This window comes from Xanthomonas sp. NCPPB 4467 (assembly GCF_041475665.2).
Classification (GTDB): Bacteria; Pseudomonadota; Gammaproteobacteria; order Xanthomonadales; family Xanthomonadaceae; genus Xanthomonas; species Xanthomonas dyei.
On the sequence record NZ_CM191260.1, the window covers coordinates 1470320 to 1489486 of the forward strand.

15 protein-coding genes, 1 other RNA gene and 2 pseudogenes are annotated in these 19167 nt (G+C 61.4%); 14 read left to right on the forward strand and 4 right to left on the reverse strand.

Features of this window, described 5'->3' with window-relative positions; all coding sequences use genetic code 11:
• Positions 1–115 precede the first annotated feature (115 nt).
• From ACCQ06_RS06445 to ACCQ06_RS06495, 11 genes and pseudogenes are all read left to right on the forward strand, one after another.
• Positions 116–523, forward strand: a pseudogene (locus tag ACCQ06_RS06445) (hypothetical protein); the annotation flags it as partial.
• 215 nt (positions 524–738) lie between these two features.
• A complete protein-coding gene (locus ACCQ06_RS06450) occupies positions 739–1002 on the forward strand; it encodes a YlcI/YnfO family protein (protein WP_316691354.1) in 264 nt (87 codons plus the stop codon).
• A 6-nt stretch (positions 1003–1008) separates the two neighbouring features.
• The gene (locus ACCQ06_RS06455) at positions 1009–1317 is read left to right on the forward strand and encodes a type II toxin-antitoxin system RelE/ParE family toxin (protein ID WP_316691356.1); all 309 of its coding nucleotides are present in this window, start codon (positions 1009–1011) and stop codon (positions 1315–1317) included.
• Between the two features lie 40 nt (positions 1318–1357).
• Positions 1358–2248 (forward strand): restriction endonuclease, encoded by an 891-nt coding sequence (locus ACCQ06_RS06460; protein ID WP_316691358.1) that lies wholly within the window; start codon positions 1358–1360, stop codon positions 2246–2248.
• 144 nt (positions 2249–2392) lie between these two features.
• Positions 2393–4894 carry a type I restriction-modification system subunit M gene (locus ACCQ06_RS06465; RefSeq protein ID WP_316691359.1) on the forward strand — a complete coding sequence of 834 codons (2502 nt, stop codon included), beginning with the start codon at positions 2393–2395 and terminating at the stop codon, positions 4892–4894.
• Complete coding sequence (locus ACCQ06_RS06470) at positions 4887–6236, forward strand: restriction endonuclease subunit S (protein ID WP_316691361.1); 1350 nt, start codon at positions 4887–4889, stop codon at positions 6234–6236. Before ACCQ06_RS06465 ends, ACCQ06_RS06470 begins: the two co-directional genes overlap by 8 nt.
• Positions 6233–7894, forward strand: coding sequence for an ATP-binding protein (locus ACCQ06_RS06475; protein ID WP_316691363.1), 1662 nt, complete (start codon positions 6233–6235; stop codon positions 7892–7894). The genes ACCQ06_RS06470 and ACCQ06_RS06475 overlap by 4 nt, the downstream gene beginning before the upstream one ends.
• A gap of 121 nt (positions 7895–8015) precedes the next feature.
• Entirely contained in the window at positions 8016–11357 is a 3342-nt protein-coding gene (locus ACCQ06_RS06480; RefSeq protein ID WP_316691365.1) for a type I restriction endonuclease subunit R, read from the forward strand.
• 4 nt (positions 11358–11361) lie between these two features.
• On the forward strand, positions 11362–12075 hold the full coding sequence (locus ACCQ06_RS06485; RefSeq protein WP_316691367.1) for a M48 family metallopeptidase: 714 nt from the start codon (positions 11362–11364) through the stop codon (positions 12073–12075).
• Positions 12076–12468: 393 nt separating this feature from the next.
• Complete coding sequence (locus ACCQ06_RS06490; protein WP_316691369.1) at positions 12469–12765, forward strand: XAC0095 family protein; 297 nt, start codon at positions 12469–12471, stop codon at positions 12763–12765.
• The gene (locus ACCQ06_RS06495) at positions 12762–13031 is read left to right on the forward strand and encodes a hypothetical protein (RefSeq protein WP_104614209.1); all 270 of its coding nucleotides are present in this window, start codon (positions 12762–12764) and stop codon (positions 13029–13031) included. Before ACCQ06_RS06490 ends, ACCQ06_RS06495 begins: the two co-directional genes overlap by 4 nt.
• A gap of 600 nt (positions 13032–13631) precedes the next feature.
• Here the strand turns inward: ACCQ06_RS06495 and xopG are convergent.
• A complete protein-coding gene (xopG, locus tag ACCQ06_RS06500) occupies positions 13632–14312 on the reverse strand; it encodes a XopG/HopH/AvrPtoH family type III secretion system effector (protein WP_316691372.1) in 681 nt (226 codons plus the stop codon).
• A 206-nt stretch (positions 14313–14518) separates the two neighbouring features.
• On the opposite strand from xopG, the gene ACCQ06_RS06505 reads away from it, so the two are divergent.
• Positions 14519–14749 (forward strand): hypothetical protein, encoded by a 231-nt coding sequence (locus tag ACCQ06_RS06505; RefSeq protein WP_316691374.1) that lies wholly within the window; start codon positions 14519–14521, stop codon positions 14747–14749.
• Between the two features lie 90 nt (positions 14750–14839).
• Here the strand turns inward: ACCQ06_RS06505 and xopQ are convergent.
• Positions 14840–16216, reverse strand: a pseudogene (xopQ, locus tag ACCQ06_RS06510) (type III secretion system effector XopQ).
• A gap of 422 nt (positions 16217–16638) precedes the next feature.
• Here xopQ and xopAV (ACCQ06_RS06515) point away from each other — a divergent pair.
• Positions 16639–17397, forward strand: coding sequence for a type III secretion system effector XopAV (xopAV, locus tag ACCQ06_RS06515; RefSeq protein WP_316691377.1), 759 nt, complete (start codon positions 16639–16641; stop codon positions 17395–17397).
• Between the two features lie 80 nt (positions 17398–17477).
• On the opposite strand, the gene ACCQ06_RS06520 is transcribed toward xopAV (ACCQ06_RS06515), so the two are convergent.
• Positions 17478–17554, reverse strand: a non-coding RNA gene (locus ACCQ06_RS06520) — sX9 sRNA.
• Between the two features lie 176 nt (positions 17555–17730).
• On the opposite strand from ACCQ06_RS06520, the gene xopAV (ACCQ06_RS06525) reads away from it, so the two are divergent.
• Positions 17731–18402, forward strand: coding sequence for a type III secretion system effector XopAV (gene xopAV / locus ACCQ06_RS06525; RefSeq protein WP_372365770.1), 672 nt, complete (start codon positions 17731–17733; stop codon positions 18400–18402).
• A 69-nt stretch (positions 18403–18471) separates the two neighbouring features.
• On the opposite strand, the gene ACCQ06_RS06530 is transcribed toward xopAV (ACCQ06_RS06525), so the two are convergent.
• Positions 18472–19101, reverse strand: coding sequence for a TetR/AcrR family transcriptional regulator (locus tag ACCQ06_RS06530; protein ID WP_104614204.1), 630 nt, complete (start codon positions 19099–19101; stop codon positions 18472–18474).
• Positions 19102–19167 lie beyond the last annotated feature (66 nt).

The following is a 19167-nucleotide window of genomic DNA, read 5'->3' on the forward strand; positions in this document are numbered from 1 at the left end:
GGATGCACTGGGCGAACGTTGCGACCACATGGTCTTCCTCGGCGGGGCAGTCGTTGGCCTGCTGGTGTCGTATCCATTGGCTGAAAACGTCCGCGCCACCTATGACGTCGATGCGGTGGTCAATTTTGATTGGTCCCGATTCCGCGGCATCGAGGCGCGTGTGGAATCGCAGGGCTTTGCGCGAGAGATGCAGAGCGGTGTCGTCTGCCGTTGGATACACCAAGCGTCGGGCATCCTCTTCGACCTGATGCCGGTGGATGAAGGCGTGCTTGGCTTCTCCAACCGCTGGTATGCCCATGCTGTAAAGACGGCGCAAGTGTTTGCCTTGAGCGATCGCCTGTCCATCCGCTTGGTGACAGCGACAGCATTCGTGGCGACCAAGCTCGAAGCCTTCGCTACCCGAGGCAACAGCGACTTCCTTTCCAGTCACGACCTGGAGGACGTACTCAATGTCGTCGATGGCCGGGCTGAGCTGGTGGAAGAGTTTGCCGTGGAGCATGCAGACCTTCGGCAGTGGGTCGCCGATGTGTTCGTAGGGCTAATAGACAACCCGGCTTTTGTGAACGCGCTACCCGGATTGGTCGCCGAACCGGAGCGCGCAAGCATCGTGCTTCAGCGTCTACGTGACATCGCATCAACGTAGCTGCGACATCTTCGGCTTAGGTCTGCAAAGAAAACCTTGAAGCGCCGCCGCTCGCTTGCGATGATGCATCGCAATTGCAACGCACTGGGTCTGCCATGAAATCCGCATCTCTGCCGTCACTTCGGGTGGACCCCGCACTGCGCGAAGCGGCCGAAGCCGTGTTGCAGGAGGGTGAGACGCTGTCCAGCTTCGTCGAGCACTCCGTGCGCGCCCAGGTGCAGCAGCGCCAGCACCAGGAGGCCTTCATTGCGCGTGGGCTGGCCTCGCGTGACAGCGCCAAGGGATCAAACCGATACATCGACGCGAAGGATGTGCTGGCCGGGCTGCAGTCCCAGCTGGACAAGGCGCGCAAGGGCTGAGCCAAGGTGGGATTTTCTGTCCGCTTCACTCAGCAAGCGCGCGACGATCTCGCGCGGCTTTACGACTGGCTGCTACAGCGTGCCGAAGGCGACTTCACCGTGGCCGAGCGCGCGCTGCAGGCCATCGACGACGGCGTCACCGTGCTTGAACTGGCGCCGTTGAGCTGCCGCAAGGCGGGGGTGGCAGACCCGTTCTTGCGGGAGTTGGTGATCGGCTTCGGTGCCAGCGGCTATGTGCTGCTGTTCGAGGTGGAAAGCGATCAGGTCGTCACCGTTTTGGCCGTCAGGCATCAGCGTGAAGACGACTATCATTAAGCACGGCGTGAGCGCCAACGTCGCGCCACAGGGGAAGTAGATGGCCAATATCAGCAGGCATCGCACGGGGGAATTGACCCGTGCGCTGTTCCATATCCTCAAGGCCCAACCGGAAGGCATGCGTGCGTCCGATGCACTAGCCTCGCTGGAAAAGCAGGTCGTGCTCACCGAGTACGAAGCGGGTGACTACGAAACCGGCGGCCGTCGCTTCGAGAAGATCGTACGCTTCAGCACCGTGGCGCCGGTCAAGGCCGGCTGGCTGGTCAAGGACAAAGGCATCTGGACCCTCACGCCAGAGGGCGAAGCGGCGCTGCACGCCTACCCGGATCCAGAGCAGTTCATCCGGGCGGTCGGCCAGCTGTACAAGAAGTGGAAGAGCGCCCAGCCCGTCTCCGACGAGGTCGACGATCCCGAAGGCGAGCTCACCGAGGAATCGGCCAGCATCACGCTGGAAGAAGCCGAAGAGATGGCATGGGCCGAGATCGAGGCTTACCTCGCCGCGATGCCGCCGTATGACTTCCAGGAACTCGTGGCGTCGCTGCTGCGGGCGATGGGGTATCACGTGGCCTGGGTCGCACCGCCCGGCAAGGACGGTGGCACCGACATCATTGCCTACAACGACCCGCTCGGCACCCGCCCGCCGCGCATCAAGGTGCAGGTCAAGCGCAATGCCAACTCGCCGCGGATCGATGTGACAGGCCTGCGCAGCTTTATGGCGGTTCTGGGAGAGGGCGATGTCGGTTTGTTCGTCGCATTGTCCGGCTTCACCAAGGACGCTGATTACGAAGCGAGGCAGTCGCATCGGCGGATCAACTTGATCGATGCGCGGAAGTTGGTGGAGCTATGGACGACGCATTACGCGCAGCTCAGTGACACTGCCCGCACACAACTGCCATTGAAGCCGGTTTGGTTCCTTGCTTCAGAAAGCTGACGAAAGCCCTGCTAGGAAAGCTGATGGTCGCAGTGAGATGCCTGCACAAAACGCATCATCTAGCGCCGTCACTCCGTGCTGAGAGGTGAAACTGATGCCGATCTGTCACTCGAATTTAAGCATTACTAAAGAGAAGTTTGATTCATGCCATTGACTCTCCCCCAGCTGGAACGCCATCTGTTCAAGGCCGCCGACATCCTGCGCGGCAAGATGGATGCGTCCGAATTCAAGGAATACATCTTCGGGATGTTGTTCCTCAAGCGTTGCTCTGACGTGTTTGAGCAGCGCCGCGAGCAGGTCATCGCCGAGCGCAAGCGCGCCGGTGAAAGCGAGGCGCAAGCCAACGCTTCTGCCGAAAATCCGCGCTGGTACAAGGTCGAAGGTGCGTTTTGGGTTCCGCGGATTTCGCGCTACCAGACGTTGGTCAACGATGCCCACCAGAACGTGGGTGATGCGCTGAACAAGGCGCTGTCCGGGATCGAAGACACTAATAACAGCCTTGATGGCGTGCTGGAGCACATCGACTTCACCCGCAAGGTCGGCCAGAGCAAGCTCCCCGACATCAAGCTGCGCCAGCTGATCACCCACTTCGGCCTGCACCGTCTGCGCAACGAGGATTTCGAGTTTCCCGACCTGCTGGGTGCGGCCTACGAATACCTGATCGGCGAGTTCGCCGACTCCGCCGGCAAGAAGGGCGGCGAGTTCTACACACCCCGCTCGGTGGTTCGGATGATGGTGCAGCTGCTCAAGCCCGAGCAGCATCACGACATCTATGATCCCTGCAGCGGATCGGGCGGTATGTTGATCATGTCCAAGGACTATATCGACGAACATGGCGGCGACGGCCGCAAGGCCAACCTGTTTGGGCAGGAGTTCAACGGCACGGTCTGGTCGATCGCCCAAATGAACATGCTGCTGCATGGCATCAGCACCGCCGACCTGCGCAACGAGGACACGCTGGCCGAGCCGCAGCATGTCGCCGGTGGCGAGCTGCAGCGCTTCGATCGCGTGCTGACCAATCCGCCGTTCTCGATCAACTGGGGCACCGCCGACAAGAACACCGATGGTACGCCGGCCTGGGCACCGAAATTCCCCGAACGCTTCCGCTACGGCCAGGTGCCGCTGGGCGCGAAGAAGGCCGACCTGATGTTCCTGCAGCACATGGTGGCCGTGACCCGCGATGGCGGCATGATCGCCACGGTCATGCCGCATGGCGTGCTGTTCCGCGGTGGCGACGAGGCGCGCATCCGCGCTGGGTTGATTGCCGATGACCTGCTGGAAGCGGTAATCGGCGTCGCGCCCAACCTGTTCTACGGCACCGGCATCCCGGCCTGCATCCTGGTGCTACGTCAGCAGGTGCAGCACGGCGGCAACCGCGTCAGCGGCAAGCCGGCACAGCGCCGGGGCAAGGTGCTCTTCATCAATGCCGACCGAGAGTATTTCGAGGGGCGCGCACAGAACTACCTGCTGCCTGAGCACATCGAGAAGATCGTCACCACGTTCGACGAATTCCGCGCCATCGACGGCTTTTCCGCCATCGTCGATAACGCCACGCTGCTGGAGAACGGCTGCAACCTCAACATCCGCCGGTATGCCGACAACGCTCCAGCGCCGGAACCGCACGACGTGCGCGCGCATCTGGTCGGGGGCGTGCCGAGGACCGAGGTGCAGGCCAAGGCCGCGCTGTTCGCCGCGCATGGCCTGGACCCGCAGGAGCTGTTCGTCGCGCGTGACGCGGCGTATCTCGATTTCGCACCGACGCTGACCGCCCGCGCCGAGCTCAAGCCTGCCGTCGAAGGCAATCCCGGCCTGCGGGCGAAGGAGGCTGCGTTGCGCGACGCGTTCGAGGCCTGGTGGCAGGCGCACGGTACCCGCATCACCGCGCTGGCCGGGCGCCAGAATGACGCCGCTGCGCTGGTCGCGCTGCGCCACGAATTGCTGGCCAGCTTCAGCGAAGCGCTGGAAGCAATCGGCCTGCTCAATCCGTTTCAGGTGCGCGGCATCATCGCCGGTTTCTGGGTGCAGACCCGCTATGAGTTTCAGACCCTGATGGTGCGCGGCGCCCGTGGCGTCATTGATGCCTGGCGCACCAGCATCGTCACCGCACTGGAGGACAAGGCCAGCAAGGACAACCCGCTGGACCACAAGCTGGTGCGTTTCCTGCTGGCCGAGTTCGTCGAGGCCATCGCCGAACTGGACGCGAAGAAGGCCGAGCTGGACAGCCAGATCAAGGCGGCCGACCCCAAGGCATCGAAAGACGCCGATGGCGAGGATGGCGATGCCGAACCGGCCGATGCGGACGAGAACGAAGATACCGTCGATGAGGCACAGCTCAAGGACTGGAAGAAAGACCTGGCCACGGTAAAGAAGCAACTCAAGGCCCAGAAGGACAGCTTTACCAATGAGCTCGACCGCAAGGTCGATGCATTGGACGACGCAGCGGCCGCAGCGCTGCTGCTGACCATCCTTCATGACGACATGCGCGCCATCGTCGAGCGCTACGTCGCCGCACAGCGCAAGGATGTTGTGGCGGCGTTCGAGACCTGGTGGGACAAGTACCGGGTGACGCTGGCGGATATCGAAGGCAAGCGCGATGAGGCAGCGCGGGCGTTGCAAGGGTTCTTGAATGGGTTGGGGTATGTCTGAAATCGAAGTGCGAGAGCCTGATAACCGGTATCAGAGATTTCTCCAAGATCTCCCGCATGACTGGCAGCAACTCAGAGTCCGGCAGCTGGGAAAGGTCGTCGGAGGTGGAACGCCGTCTCGCAACGTCATGTCGTTCTGGCGGGGGGCGATCCCGTGGGCAACGCCAAGTGAGGTGAGCAGCGGGATACCGATGCTTCTGTGGGATACGAACGAGCACATCAGTGTTTCCGCCTTATCGAGCAGTGGAGCGAATCTACTTCCACCTGGCTCGTTGATGGTCACGACACGTGCAACTTTGGGAGCGCGCGCGATCAATGCGGTTCCGATGGCAACGAATCAGGGGTTCAAGTCGATCGTCTTCGATACGGCCGACGACTCACGGTTCTATCTGCATGCATTTGACAAAGTTAAGCCGGAGATATCCCGGCGCGCGTCTGGAACAACGTTTCTCGAAATCTCGGGCGCCGAGTTCTGTGAGATCCGGTTGCCGTCTCCTCCGCATGCCGAGAAGCGAAAGATCGCAGAAGTCCTCGATACCCTCGACACCGCCATTCACGAAACCGAAGCGCTGATCGCCAAGCTCAAGGCCGTCAAGCAGGGCCTGCTGCACGACCTGCTGACGCGCGGCATCGACGCCAACGGCGAACTACGGCCGCCACAGGCTGAGGCCCCGCACCTTTACAAGTCATCACCGCTAGGATGGATTCCCTTCGAGTGGAGCGTGCGCCGGCTTGGTGCTTGTGCTTCCATCGCTGGCGGCGTCACCCTTGGGCGAGATCTAGCTGGTCCCAACTCTGTTGAGCTTCCATACCTACGTGTCGCGAATGTGCAGGATGGGTATTTCGATCTCGCAAGCGTTAAGCAAGTTCGGGTTCTCACTGATGAGATTGAAAGGTACAAGCTTATGGATGGCGACGTGCTGATGAATGAAGGGGGAGACTACGACAAGCTTGGACGTGGCGCGGTCTGGCGTTCTCAAATCGAGCCATGCCTTCACCAGAATCACGTCTTTCGTGTCCGCTGTGATCCTTCGTGTCTTGATGCCGATTTCCTTGCTTTTTACACGGCATCTTCGGGTGGGAAGAGATTTTTCCTCCTTTCATCTAAGCAGTCCACCAACCTCGCGTCCATCAACTTGACTCAGCTGAAAGCATTTCCCATTCCCTGTCCAGAGCTCGACGAACAGCAGAAGATTGTTGCGGCTGTCAGATCCTCTGAGCGGCAAGCTGAAAGTGAGGATTTGCAGTTGTCTTCACTACGAGAGCTCAAGTCCGGCCTCATGGACGACCTCCTCACCGGCCGCGTCCGTGTCACCCCGCTGCTGGATGCTGCCACCGCATGACCCACCCCCTGCCAGCCGCCGAATCGCTGACGGTCGAGTTCAAGAGCGACCGCAGGAAGCTGTCCGACACTGAGCTGGCCGAGGCCGTGGTGTGTCTGGCCAACGCGTACGGTGGCGAGCTGTGGCTGGGCGTGGAAGACGATGGCACCGCGACCGGTCTGCATGCCGATCACCGTCAGTTGGTCGGCTTGCCCGGCCTGATCGCTGCGCGCACCTCGCCGGCCATCGCGGTGCAGGTGGAGGCGGTCGAGATCGATGGTGTGCCCGTGGCGCGGATCGTGGTGCCCAAGGCCGCCACGGTGGTGGCCACCGCAGGTGGCGTCTATCTGCGCCGCCGGCTGAAGCACGATGGCACGCCCGAATGTGTGCCGATGCTGCCGCATGAACGCGACAGCCGCCTCGGCCAGCTTGGCCTGGCCGATGCCTCGGCGCAGCCGGTGGCCGGCGCGCAACTCTCGGATTTCGATCCGCTGGAGCGTGAGCGTCTACGCCAGGCCGTTCAACAGTATGGCGGCGACCGCGTGCTGCTTGAACTGGACGACGAGGCGCTGGACGGCGCGCTGGGCTTCACGACGCGCCAGCCCGACGGCCGCCGCGTGCCGACGTTGTGCGGTCTGCTGGTAATCGGGCGCGTCGAGGCGCTGCGCCAGCATGTGGCCACACATGAGTTTGCGTTTCAGGTGCTGGCCGAGCAGGCCGTACGCTTCAACGAGTTCCGCCGCGTGCCGCTGCTTCAGGCCATCGATTGGCTGGAGACCAACTTCCGCCCTTATAACCCGGAGGAAGAACTGCAGGTGGGCCTGTTTCGCGTGCCGGTTCCCAAGGTCGATATGGGTGCCTACCGCGAGGCGGTGGCCAATGCGCTGATCCACCGCGATTACCACCGCCTGGGCGCGGTGCATGTGCGGCTGGAGAACGATGCGCTGGTGGTCAGCAACCCTGGCGGCCTGGTCGACGGGGTGACGCTGGACAACCTGCTGACCACCGAGCCGCGTCCACGCAACCGCGCACTTGCCGATGCGATGAAGCGCATCGGTGTGGTGGAACGCTCGGGGCGCGGGGTCGACACGATCTATCGCGGTCTGCTGCGCTTCGGCCGCTCGGCGCCGGACTACTCCCGCACGGACAGCCACAGCGTGGTGGTGCGGCTGGATACCGGTGTGGTGGACCTCGACTTCGGCCGCATGGTGGTGGAGCAGGAGCGGCGCAGTAATGGCGAACTGCCGATCGACAGCCTGATCGCGCTGGCCGCGTTGCGCGAGCTCAAGCGTGTGACCGCCGACGAGTTGGCCGCGCGCATCCAGCGCGACCCGGCCAGCGCCAAGCGGACGCTGGAGGCGCTGACCGAGGCCGGCCTGATCGAGGCGCACGGCCAGACCCGTGGGCGGAGCTACACCTTGTCGGCGGCCGTGTATCAGCGCCAGGGCGAGAAGGCCGCCTATACCCGGCAAGCCGGCTTCACCAGCCTGCAGAACGCGCAGTTGGTGCTGAACTACGTGCAGCAGCACGGGCAGATCCGCCGTGCCGAGGTGATGGAGTTGTGCCGATTGGGCGCCGATCAGGCCAAAGCCCTGTTGTGGCAGCTAAGGGAGCAAGGGCGGCTGTCCCAACATGGGACACGCCGTTCGGCTTACTACACCATCGAACCTGACGACTGACCGGTGGTCGGCAGGCGAACCGGGCGCTTTGGGAAGCTTTGGGGCTCTTTAGGAGTTTTTGGGAGTTTTTGGGAAATATTGGGATGTTCATGGATGCCTGCATCCAGCCAGGGAGACGTTGATGGGTTGGGAGTTGGAAGACGTTGAGAAGCCTTTCGTGGCGCAGCTGCAGGCGGTGGGCTGGACGCATCTGGCCGGCAGCCTGGACGACCCCGCCGTCACGGGACGGAGCGGCTTTGCCGAGGTCGTTCAGGAAGCCCGGCTGCGCGAGCACCTGCTCGAGCTAAATCCGGGGCCGGACGGCAAGCCGTGGCTGGACGATGCTCGCCTCGCTGAGGCAGTGGCTGCGATCACGCGCCTGGGTGCGCACAGGTTGATGGAGGCCAACCAGCAGGCCACCGAGCTGCTGACCAAGGGGCTGACGGTCGACGGGCTGGCCGGCTGGGATGGTGGGCGCGGGCAGACGATCCACTATATCGACTGGGACACACCGGCCAACAACCGTTTCACCGTGGTCAGCCAGTACCGCGTGGACTGCCCGCCCGGCTTCAACAGCGCCAAGGCCTTCATCGTGCCGGACCTGGTGTTGCTGGTGAACGGTATCCCGCTGGTGGTGGTGGAGTGCAAGAGTCCGTCCATCCCCGAGCCGTTGAGCGAGGCGGTGGACCAATTGCGCCGCTACAGCAATCAGCGCAAAGCCGCGCTGGAAGTGGACGAGAACGAGGGCAACGAGACGCTGTTTGCCACCAACCAGTTGCTGGTGGCCAGCTGCGTGGATGAGGCGCGGGTGGGAAGCATCGGCGCGGGCTTCGAGCACTTCGCGCAGTGGAAGACGGTAGTGGGGCCGGACGGCGCAGGATCGGAGGCGGAGGCGGCGCAACGCTTCGGCAAGCAGACGCTCAACGCCCAGGAGCGCTTGATTGCCGGCCTGCTGGCGCCAGCGAACCTGCTGGATGTGGTGAAGCATTTCCTGCTGTTCATGCAGGTGGGCGGGCAGACCATCAAATCGGTGTGTCGCTATCAGCAATACCGTGCGGTGAACCGTGCGATCGCAAAGCTCAAGCGCGGCCAGACCCGGTTGCAGCATGGCGAAAGCGATCAGCGTGGCGGCATCATCTGGCATACCCAGGGCTCGGGAAAGTCGCTGACCATGGTGTTTTTGGTGCGCAAGATGCGCGCCGAACCGGCGCTGCGACGCTTCAAGGTGGTGGTGGTCACCGACCGCAAGGACCTGCAAGGCCAGCTGTCCGTGACCGCCACGCTCACCGGCGAGACGGTGGAGGTGGCCAACAGCACGTCAGGCCTGAAAGCCCTGGCACGGCGCAAGGGGCCGGGGTTGGTGTTCGTCACCATCCAGAAGTACCGCGATGGCGACACCGCCAACGATGCGCCGCTGAAGGCCGAGGATCTGCCGGGTGCTGGGCACGCGGTCAAGGAGGCGCCGGCTTTGTACGGCAAGGCCGAAGCGTCTGCGGAGCACTTCGAGGTGCTCAACGATGACGACGCCATCCTGGTGCTGGTGGACGAGGCGCATCGTACCCAGGCCGGCGACCTGCATGCCAACCTGCTGGCCGGATTGCCCAACTGCGCGCGCATCGGCTTTACCGGCACGCCGATCATCATGGGCGAGAAGAAGCGCACTCACGAGATCTTCGGTGAGTTCATCGACCGCTACACCATCAAGGAGGCCGAGGCCGATGGAGCGACGGTGCCGGTGCTCTACGAAGGACGTACTGCCAACGGCGCTATCAAAGATGGCGCGGACCTGGACGAACTGTTCGAGGATCTGTTCCGCCAGCACACGCCGGAAGAGCTGGAAGCGATCAAGCAAAAGTATGCCACCAAGGGTCATATCTTCGATGCGCCGGCGCTGATTGCCGACAAGGCGCGCGACATCCTGCGCCATTACGTCGCCAACATCCTGCCCAATGGCTACAAGGCCCAGGTGGTGGCCTACAGCCGGCTGGCTGCCACTCGCTATTTCGTCGCCTTGAAAGCTGCACGCGACGAGCTGCTGCAGGAGGCCGATGCGCTGAGCCCGCAGGACAAGGCGATGGATGATGAGGCCCTGTGCCTGCGGCTGCCGAAGGTGCGGGCAGTGGTGCAGGCCTGGCGCTATCGTGAGGTGCTGGCGCGTATCGAGTTTGCGCCGATCATCTCCGGCAGCAACAACGACGATCCAGGCTGGAAGCATTGGACCGACCATGCAGGCCACGAGTCCCTGATCAAACGCTTCAAGAAGCCGCTGCTGCATCCGGATATGACCAAGGCGGATCCGCTGGCGTTCCTGGTGGTCAAGTCGATGCTGCTGACGGGATTCGATGCGCCGATCGCCGGTGTGATGTACCTGGACCGGCCGATTCGCGAGGCCGAGTTGCTGCAGGCCATTGCGCGCGTCAATCGCACCGGCTTTGGCAAGCGCCGCGGCATCGTGGTGGACTATTACGGTGTGGCCCAGCACCTGAAGGAAGCGCTGGCTGCCTACGCCGACGAAGATGTGGTTGGCGCATTGGCAAGCTTGAAGGACGAGGTGCCGGTGCTACGCGACCGGCATGGGCGGGTGGTTGAGCTATTCCGCGAACGGGGCATCGCATCACTAGCCGACACCGAGGCCTGTGTGGATGCACTAGGTAACGAGAAGCTCAGAGCGGAGTTCGTGGTCAAGCTCAAAGCCTTTCTTGGATCGCTGGACACGGTGTTGCCACGTCCGGAAGGCCTACCGTTCTCTGCCGATGCCAAGCGCCTGGCCTATATCCATGCGCGCGCCCGTAATCGCTACAAGGACACGCCGGTGCTTGGGAAGGACGTGGGCGCCAAGGTGCGCAAGCTGATTGATGACCATGTGATCTCTCTGGGCATCGATCCGAAGATTGCGCCGATCCAGCTGACAGATGCCCAGTTCGATGCACATGTGAGCCGGGCCGCGAATGACCGCGCCAAGGCTTCGGAAATGGAACACGCGGTGCGCTCGCATATCCGCAAGCACGCCGACGAGGACCCGGTGCTGTACCGCAAGCTTTCCGAGCGATTGAACGAGATCTTGCGGGCGTTGGGTGAGCAATGGAGCGAGCAGGTTGCTCAGCTGCAGGCACTGGTGGACGATGTGCGCAACGGCAGCGCCGGTGTTGCCGATGCGCCAGCGGGTGTGCCGGAGCACTGCGTGCCGTTTCTTCGCACGGTGATGGACGTGGTCTGTGCCGGGCGCGAGCCGCCCCCGACGGAACTGCTCCGGTTGATGGACGTGACCGTGGAGCTGGTCGAGCTGTTGGTGCAGGAGCTGCAGAGCAACCGCAATATCTGGAGCTTGCACAAGCGCGCGGCACAGGAACAGCTCAATGGTTTGCTGTTCGACCGTCTGATGCGGCTGCGTCCCCCGCTGATGGACGAAGCTGCGGCGGGGCTGCTCACCGACAAGCTGATGGAACAGGCACGTGCCAGCCATGAGCGGTTGATGCAGGTGTGATGCCATGCGAGCAGCCATGACAGCCTCCAGTCTGCAGGTGGACGATCTGCTGTTCACGGTGCGACACAGTGCGCGCCGCCGGACGATGGAGATTACCGTCGAGCGTGATGGCGCGCTGGTGTTGTCTGCACCGCCGGACGTGGCAGAGTCCAGGTTGCGTGCCTTTGTGCAGGAAAAGCGCTTCTGGATCTACACCCGGTTGGCAGAGAAGGATCGCCTGCAGCGACATGCGCCGCGCAAGGAGTTCGTGGGTGGGGAGGGTTTTCTTTATCTAGGGCGGAGCTACCGGCTGAAGATGATGTCCGACCAGACCGTGCCGCTGAAACTGGCCGCCGGGCGTTTTTGCCTGGCGTCGCAGGCCTTGCCCGAGGCCAGGGAGCATTTCATCCGATGGTATGGGGTACGTGCCAAAGCCTGGCTGTCCACGCGCATGGTGGAGCATGCGGCCCGGATGGAAGTCGCGCCAGCGGGCGTAAAGGTCCAGGATCTGGGCTACCGCTGGGGTTCGTGTGGCAAGGGCGACTGGTTGTACTTCCATTGGAAGACCATCCTGCTGCCGCCGCGCATCGCCGAGTACGTGCTGGTGCATGAAATGGTGCATCTGCATGAGGCGCACCATACCCCGGCGTTCTGGCTACGGTTGGAGCGTGCGATGCCGGACTATGCGCAGCGCAAGGCATGGCTTGCCGAGCACGGGATGGACGTAGAAGGGATTTGAAAGATCTGATTGGTTGCGCCAATTGCGCGATTTGACTGGTTTTGTGGCGGTACCGCCGAGCTTTTGGATTGAACGCGCTCCGATCGGCTCGCTGCTAAGAGGTCACTGCGTCGATTGCCGGCTAGTCTTGACGCCAAGCTTTGCCAGTAGCACGATCACCTCACGGAGCCTCGAAACTCCACGTATAGCGGTACCCACCTCCGACAAACCGGTGGGTTTTTTGTGCCTGCTTGTTTAGGGGCGCAACCGATGCGATGCCTGCGTCGGGAGGGCGGCTAATACAACACCCGCAAGGGGAATACGCCCGCCGGCTATACGCGGTTTCGAGCCTCCCGACTTCCCGTCCGTCGCATTGCGGCGGGCGGGCTGATTCCATGGAATGAGGAGCAGGCCATGTCGGACGTTGTACGCGATGTGCAGTCACACCCGGGCTACTACCTGCCAGAAGGCGCGCAGTACCGCTTGCAGCAGCTGCGCGACCACATGCGTTTTTTGGCGCGCCTGGCGCAGCCACGCTCAAGAGCCGAAGAGCAGGCGCGGCAGCCGGCCATCTGTATGGACGAGCTGGCGTGCTGCCTGGAGCTGCTGGCCGAGCAGGTAACGCAGGCACTGGCACAGGCGCAGTGGCCCGCGCGCCTGGAGCCCGGTGCCTCTGAGAGTGAGCGCGCTGACGCAGGGAAGGCCGCATGAGCCGGCCAGTGATGGCATCGGCCGGCGCGCGACGGCGGGCAGGGGATGACAAGCCGTGTGATGCGCTTGCCTTCGGCGTCACCGTGAAGCAAGTAGATGCGCTGGATCAGCTGTTGCCGACTATCGCCGCCCATGGCGATGTGATCGCTGCCGGCAACACCGATCGGCTGGACCGCCGCACCTTACCCGTGCTGGGCAGCGCGATCTTTGATGCGGCCGGTGCCATGTGCAACATCCTGGTCCAGTTGGAGCTTCAGCGGCTTTGATGGGCCGCTGTGGCCTTGCGCCTGCGCGCCCGTTACGGCTGCTATATGGTGCGTCTTCGTCCGGTGGTTTGGCAGCGACGTGCCAAAGCCCCGCCGCCAGCTGCAGCGCTGCAGACGAGATGGTCAGCAAACGGCGCGCCGACAGCCCGAAACTCACCTCGCCTTGTACCGGCCGGTGAAGGCAGCCCCACGATCGCTAACGTGGCATGGGGAGATCTGGAGCACGCTTCCGGACCGTACTCGCTGGATGCCCTCGCGGCCATGCCGTCGGCCGATGAGCTTACTCGTGCGTCCCAGGTTGGAGCGGCCCCGCTTCAACAGGTTGCCCGAGCATCGGCTCCCGTGTCTGGGGGCTTGTCCGTTGGCATTCAACCGTTGGCTCGCACCGCACAGATCTGCCAGAGTCGGCTGTCAAGGTGAGGACTGAGCTTCAGCCAGGGATGAATGCAGCCAAAGGTCTTGCGCTTTGGGATACAAGAGATCCACTATCGGCTAAACATGGTCAATGACGTGGCGAATTCTTATATTTCGACGCAGCCGATAGCAGGCAATACGCTCTCGTCAAAATCGCGTGGGCACAAGGTCATGTCGTCGTTTGATTCACTCGCTTCTATAGCCACTGTAATGGTAGCTAACCCGTTTTGGTAAACCGTGCTCGGCCCGAATAGAGTTTTCCGATGGTTCGCCTGACTCAGAATATTTGTATTTTCCTAAGCCAACAGCACGCAACTCTTCCTTTCCGGTGGGAGTGTCTGGGTTGCGTTCATCTTCATATGAACCCTTCCACGTCCCAGCCATTATATGCTTTGCATGCACCAATTCGTGTGCGAGCACCGAGACTTTGTCAATGGGACTGGAGGTCGTCCTGCCGGTTGGGTCTCCATCTTCGTCCAACTCAATGCTTGTCTGATGGGGGCTCCATGAAATAACAACACTTGACCCCTCGTTTTTTCCCTCTTCTGGCTTCTTGAGAGCATATAAAAGGCCGGCTTTCTCGCGAATATCTTTGAATCTGGTGAGCTCAGGGTGAGCGTCTAATTGGTGCCGTGAGAGAACCGGTTCTGCACATGGATTTTGGTTGCGCGCGATCTCATGAATAGTAGCTTTGTGTCTTCTTATTTGACTTAGTTGCTGTAGCTCGTTCAGCAACTGGTTTCCAGTGGAACGAGAGTTGAGATGGTCGAGATGCACATTCAATTCCGCATTAAACCGTTCTTGGTCGCGCTGCGTATTAGACATGCTTTGTGAGTAAATTCCGGTGTAGTTGGTTTTGATTGGCATGATGTATATAGTTTCCATGTGAATTGGATATGGCTCGTACTATAGCTTTGCCGGTGCGTTGCCACCGATTAATTGCGAAAAATCATAAGCTGGTGCGAAGTGGGTCAATAACCAATGGTTTAGTGAATTTATATAGGATCCACTTCAGGCTGGCGATGCCGAATCCTCTCAATCCAGTGCCAGAAAAAATCTGAGGTCTGCGGTTGATGTTCATCGTGGACATCGGCGGGCATCAGCCCGCCTTTGCTGCTGTCTCGTATCTTTTAATTGTAGTCGGCCGCCAATGCTCGGTTTGCACTGAGTGCGCGGAAAATATGCGTGTCCAGCACATCGCGCCCTTAGCTGCCGTCGAGGCGTTCGATGAAACCGTTGCGATCGACGATCAGATGCAGTTCGCAGCCGACTTTGCGTGCTCGGTTGAGCTTGCCCCGGTGTAAGCCCCCGGGGAGGGGTGGGGTATTTTTTAAATGTACCCTTCCGCGCTATTTAGCTAGATAATTGCGTTACCTCTAAGGCGGATTTACTCTTCATTTTGAAGAAAGCGCCACTTTTGCCAAAGCAGACATCAACAGCTTCGCCTTTTCTGGATGCCTGACTTCCTGTTCGCCCACCTGCTCCACGAAGCTGAATGCATCGGTCTGTATCTGCCTTGACGTGAACAACATGTTCGCTGCGCCGGGAACCGCCGCCAGTAGTGTCAACGGGTCGTACAAGTTTGAGTTTGGTGACCCTCGGCCATACTTGGTCGAACGCAATGGCTTGTCTTGCGCAACTTTGCAAGCGATTCGCCTGCGGCAGGGCGTCTGCGGTGAACGTGCGAAAGAACCACGCCTCATCAAGGCCGGGAAGCAGCCCTGCCTGGATCCCGTCCCACAAGCCGTTCAATGCATTTTTCTGCACGTCTTTGAGGTATGTGCCCACGGAATGACCACTCCTCGCCAGGCCCTCATAGAACGACGGCGACACCGCTGTCTTGTAGGCGGCTTCCTTGGTGACGATGCGCAATGGAATGCGCAGTTGCTGTGCCTTGCGATAAAGACCACGGGCCGCGTGCAGGTCTGTCGCATTGTTGTAGGCGCGCGAGTCCGGCTGGACATAGCCGTCTGCGTCCTTGGCCGGGTCGACGCCGCCCATGACGGTGATGGTCTTGATGCGTTCGCTCGCAAGCGCCGGATGCGCATCGACCAGCGCATTGGCGTCGGTCATGCCTGCAATCACCACCATGCTCAGTCCCTTCGATGCCTGCATCAGTTGGTCGTGCATGAGCTGTAGGCTGCTGCCGCAAAGGTCGCCCGGTTCAGCGCGTCAATGGCGGCCTTCCTGCAGGAACTTGGCATGGTCCTTGGCTTGCTTGGCACCTATGGGGTAATCCTGACCACGTGCCACACGCACGTCGGGTAATTGCAGGCGGTTGAACACGCCCTTGGCGAGTCGTGCACGTTCTTCGCGCACGTCTGCATCGCCCAGCGTCACCGCAACACCGGTAACGCGCACAAACCCGGCGGTCTGTAATTGCTTGCCAATGACATAGGTGACCACGTCATCGGGATCCTTGTTGGGGTCGGTAAATAACACCGTGTCGCACGGTGTCGCCGGCGTGTGGAAGCTGAGCTCCCGCAGCACGGCCGCTTCGTCGGGCGTGAGGCATGTGCCGCCTTCGGCACCGAGTTCGGCGAGCATGCGTCGCTGTGTTGCCGTCAGTGGAGGTGCACTGAGTGAACGTTTGATGGCGCGCGCGTGAGATTGGCTTTTTCGCGGTAACGCCTGCAGCATTCCGTCGCGGGGCTCGCAGCTTGGGAAAGGATGGTCAGTTGACGCAGTGACGGTGCGCTTAGCTTCGTCCTCGTGCACGTCCTGCGCGTTTACATGCATATGGGGCGGCGTTGATGCCTGATGGAGTCCATTTGCTGTCTTCGTGTCGATGTCCAGCAATGACCATACAATTATTATCTGACTGCATTGCCTGGCAAATCGATCGGCGAAGGACGTTAGAACGAAACGAAGCGGAAATTTTCTGTTGCACTGCTTTGATGCGGAAGCGTGAGTCAGTTTGGTAATAGCGCGATCGCCGAACTGGAGCTTGCACGCTGTCCATACCTTCCGTCCGCTTGACGATGACTATTTGTGCCTTTGTCAGTTGCTCCTGCCAAGCGAGTGGCTGCAGACAATCGCAATCGCTTAGCCAGTAAAGCGATTGTTTGGGTCGTCTACAAGATGGAGGTTTAAACGTTTCGCCCAGCGCTGCGATCTTTCGGTTTTCTGCTGCATCACATCGCATTCGGGTAGCACAGTGATCACCTGGTCAATCGATGTAGAGGCATGAATCATGCGTCCAGTGAACCTGACCGTGGCGACCCATAGAAGGGCAAGGCAAGAAGAAACCGCTGGGCCTACCGAGCACGACGTGGGCTCTTCCTCGCACCAGGGCGACCCACACGCCAACACGCAATTGGCGCAACAGTTGGCGCCACGGCCGCCAATGCGTGCCGCGCGGCTCAGGGAGCCGCGCAGGCCGCTCGGTGTCCAGATTGCGGACTTCGGGATGAAGGTTGCACATTTCGGCAGGATGGTGGCATCGGTGCCTGCCGCGGTGTTCAGCGTGGGCGCATTGCCGGCACCTTTCGTGGCGGCGTATGGTTACGCAACAGATGATGCGTGGTTGAAAAACTATGCGAATGTATCGGTTTCAACAGCGCTGTCCTTCTATCCTCCGATGATCGGGCTGTATGCGGTTGAGTACTTGGCAGCCTGGTATCTGCAAGCCCAAGCACAAGAACAGGCAAACGTCCCAATTGCGGTTAGAGCGAACGAGCTTGGGATGACTGAAACATGTTTGTATGCTGCCATCGAAATGGTGAGCCTGCTTGATGCAGATACGCCAGGCCCCGACATGAGTGAAGGGGAGCGGAATGCGCTTGCCATGGATCTCAAGAACTTGGTAACGGAGGACCGTTCTCGATTGCCGTCTGACCTCTGGGATGCCGCCAATGGGGTCGGCGACGATGCCTATAAATTGGTCAGCAATTTACTTGAGGTTGCGCGCCACCGCGCATCTGCGGAGGCCTGTGCATCGACCGCTGGTTGAGTCGTGTCATCTGCTCTTGGGTGCCGCCAGATCATGCCAGTGTCGATCATGCGCAATGCATCACGACGCCCCCCTGCAGCGGCTGACAAAACCCGGTGAGCAGGTGTCAGGTGCGTCTGGACGGCGCGCTGTGAACCGGAGTACACGCGTGGTGCATGCCGCACCGAGCGCCGGCCGCAGCCTCCTGGCGGTGCGCACAGTCGTCTTGTGAGCTGCTCTTGGTCGATTTGTTGAATTTGTTAGAAGAGGCGATACATGGTCCGTATACCCATGCCTTCTGCGGCGCTTGTCGCGCCCAAACGCGATCGACAGGAGGTGCAGGCCCCGCGCGATGTGGGGCGCCCGTTGCAACGGGGCGACCCACAGGCCAACGTCCAATTGCAGAACGACCTGCCGCGCGCGCCGGTGCGTGCAGCGCGGTTGAAGGCTCCGCAGGTGCCGGTGGGTGTGCATATTGCAAACACCGGGTTGCACGCAGCACGGTTTGCCGCTTCTGCGGTGGCAGGGGCTACCGAATCTGCGGTTGTGGACGCGGTGCATGCGCCTGCTGTGGCGGCATATGAGTATGCAAAGGGAGATCTGTCCTGGAAAAAGAATGCGGGGGTCACGCTTGCGCCAGCCCTGGCTTACACCGTCCTGATGGGCACGCTGTCTGCAGTGCAATATCTCGCGAAGCGCTACCTGCAAGCGTATCCGCAGGCGAGCGTCAGCAAGGGCGACAGGGCCAAGGCGTTGGGCGTCACCGAAGCATGTCTGGATCGGGCCATCGCCCTGGTGAACGATGGGGAGTCGGCCGGCCCCGGAGGGGAGATGAGCGAGGAAGAGCGGGCTGCGCTGGCGGCAGATCTTCAGAACCTGACAACTGCAGACCGTGCACGATTGCCCCCAGAACTCTGGCGCGCCGCCAGCGGAGCTGGCGACGATGCCTGCGCGTTGGTCACGCAGTTGCTCGTTGCCGCAAGAGCGCGCGCGTCTGCACAACCGTCGGTACCGTCCGGCAGTTAAAAGCCGACGCCATGCCTTGCTGCTTTGAGTAACACGCTGGGCTATGCATGACCTGCCGGGCTTTCCAAGCTACACCGGCGCCGACTTCAAGATGCCAGACAAACTCTCGCGCAGAATCAGTTGCAAATGCATGCGGTTGAGTTCCATGCCGCTGGTCATCACGCTGTGCAGGCCGCCGCACATGGCGGCGACGGCGAAGACGCGCGCCTGGAATTCCTGTTCGCTGCTGGCGGGGTCGGCGTGGCCACGCAGCAGGCGTTTGAGCAGGGCGCTGAGGTGTTCGATCAGCGATGCGCTCTGGCGGCGCATGAAGGCGGCCAGCACCGGGTCGCGCAGGGTGGCCAGGTGCAGCTCCAGGTCGATGCGGGTGCGCTTGATGTTGATTTCCTGCAGCAGCCATTCTTCGAGCAGGCCGGCGATGAAATCCACCACGTGCACGTTGGCCGGGCGTTCCACCAGCCACATCTGGCGGATGGCGCGCATGTAGTTGCGCTCCAGCAATGCGCGCACCAGCGCGTCCTTGTCTTCGAAACGTTGCAGCAGGCTGCCGCAAGAGACCTTGGCGCGTTCGGCGATCAGTTCGAAGCTGGTGGCGTTGAGGCCGATCTCGTCGATGCACTGTTCGGTGGCATCCAGCACCTCTTCCAGCAGCAGTTCTTCGCGCTCTTTCGCCGTGCGTAGCAGCAGAACGTTGGACATGGGGAGCAAGTCGGCGGGGGGCTGCAGTATAGCGGCGTTGCGTTACCCATCCGTTGCGTTCGCTGG

Bases quoted from the DNA above. Each gene is read 5' to 3' on its own strand.
- ACCQ06_RS06450 (WP_316691354.1), top strand. From the start codon at position 739: ATGAAATCCGCATCTCTGCCGTCACTTCGGGTGGACCCCGCACTGCGC.
- ACCQ06_RS06460 (WP_316691358.1), top strand. From the start codon at position 1,358: ATGGCCAATATCAGCAGGCATCGCACGGGGGAATTGACCCGTGCGCTG.
- ACCQ06_RS06465 (WP_316691359.1), top strand. From the start codon at position 2,393: ATGCCATTGACTCTCCCCCAGCTGGAACGCCATCTGTTCAAGGCCGCC.
- ACCQ06_RS06470 (WP_316691361.1), top strand. From the start codon at position 4,887: ATGTCTGAAATCGAAGTGCGAGAGCCTGATAACCGGTATCAGAGATTT.
- ACCQ06_RS06475 (WP_316691363.1), top strand. From the start codon at position 6,233: ATGACCCACCCCCTGCCAGCCGCCGAATCGCTGACGGTCGAGTTCAAG.
- ACCQ06_RS06480 (WP_316691365.1), top strand. From the start codon at position 8,016: ATGGGTTGGGAGTTGGAAGACGTTGAGAAGCCTTTCGTGGCGCAGCTG.
- ACCQ06_RS06485 (WP_316691367.1), top strand. From the start codon at position 11,362: ATGCGAGCAGCCATGACAGCCTCCAGTCTGCAGGTGGACGATCTGCTG.
- ACCQ06_RS06490 (WP_316691369.1), top strand. From the start codon at position 12,469: ATGTCGGACGTTGTACGCGATGTGCAGTCACACCCGGGCTACTACCTG.
- ACCQ06_RS06495 (WP_104614209.1), top strand. From the start codon at position 12,762: ATGAGCCGGCCAGTGATGGCATCGGCCGGCGCGCGACGGCGGGCAGGG.
- xopG (WP_316691372.1), bottom strand. From the start codon at position 14,312: ATGCCAATCAAAACCAACTACACCGGAATTTACTCACAAAGCATGTCT.
- ACCQ06_RS06505 (WP_316691374.1), top strand. From the start codon at position 14,519: ATGTTCATCGTGGACATCGGCGGGCATCAGCCCGCCTTTGCTGCTGTC.
- xopAV (WP_316691377.1), top strand. From the start codon at position 16,639: ATGCGTCCAGTGAACCTGACCGTGGCGACCCATAGAAGGGCAAGGCAA.
- ACCQ06_RS06530 (WP_104614204.1), bottom strand. From the start codon at position 19,101: ATGTCCAACGTTCTGCTGCTACGCACGGCGAAAGAGCGCGAAGAACTG.